This window comes from Bacillus sp. mrc49 (genome assembly GCF_002803435.1).
The window spans coordinates 1-933 of record NZ_PHNG01000159.1 but is presented as its reverse complement, the minus strand read 5'-3'; the positions used below and the strand labels follow the sequence as shown (position 1 = coordinate 933).

Annotated in this window: 2 protein-coding genes; both read left to right on the top strand. The window is 46.5% G+C overall.

The features are described 5' to 3' along the window. Nucleotides 1–327, top strand: a 327-nt coding sequence (locus CVN76_RS01105; protein WP_157805414.1) for a M23 family metallopeptidase, incomplete at its 5' end; no start/stop codon positions are given. 142 nt (nt 328–469) lie between these two features. Beyond that, nucleotides 470–933, top strand: a 464-nt coding sequence (locus tag CVN76_RS01100) for a S41 family peptidase (RefSeq protein ID WP_157805413.1), incomplete at its 3' end; no start/stop codon positions are given.

Sequence of the window (933 nt, the reverse complement as noted above, 5' to 3'; positions counted from 1 at the left end):
GCCGGCATTGATATTGCTGCTAGTGGAACGGTTCCGGTTGTAGCGGCAGCCGACGGGGTCGTAAGCCGTTCTTACCACTCCAGTACATACGGAAACGTCGTCTTCGTTACCCATTCAATCGGCGGGCAGCAATGGACTACGGTTTATGCACATTTACGCTCTAGACAAGTAAGTGAGGGTGCTGTGGTTGCCAAAGGCCAACAAGTGGGCATCATGGGTAACACAGGCCATTCATTTGGACAGCATTTGCACTTCGAGCTGCATAAAGGCGCATGGAATTATAGCAAATCGAATGCTGTCAATCCATTAAACTATATACCTAATTAATACCCCATATTATTGCAATAAAACAGACCAGGATAAATCCTTGGTCTGTTTTTTTATGTTCATTCACCATTATACTCAGGGAATATTCTTGCCCGGCGCCACATATAGTGGAATACATATCAGGTCAGAAATGGGGATAAATATGGTCAAAAAATGGGTACTTCCGCTAGCAATCATCATATCACTAGCCATTGGAGCAGTGGGGGGCATATATTGGACAAGCCTCCCGGATAAACAGGAAACAAACCCTGAAAGCCCAGCCGTATCCAAGGATAAGGAATGGGCAAAAGTGGAGCAAGCTTATGGCTTGATCGTCAGTGAGTATGTCGAGCAGGTGGATGGCTCCCGTTTGGTGGAAGGGGCGATCCAAGGCATGTTATCATCTTTGAAAGACCCTTATTCCGTTTATATGGACAAGGAGACCGCCAAGCAATTCAATGAAACCTTGGATTCCTCTTTCGAAGGGATAGGGACTGAAATCGGCATGGAAGATGGCAAGGTCATAATCGTTTCTCCTTACAAGGATTCGCCAGCCGAAAAGGCGGGCTTGAAGCCAAAAGACCAAATCCTTAAGGTGAATGGAGAGAGTGTCGAGGGCTTGGATCT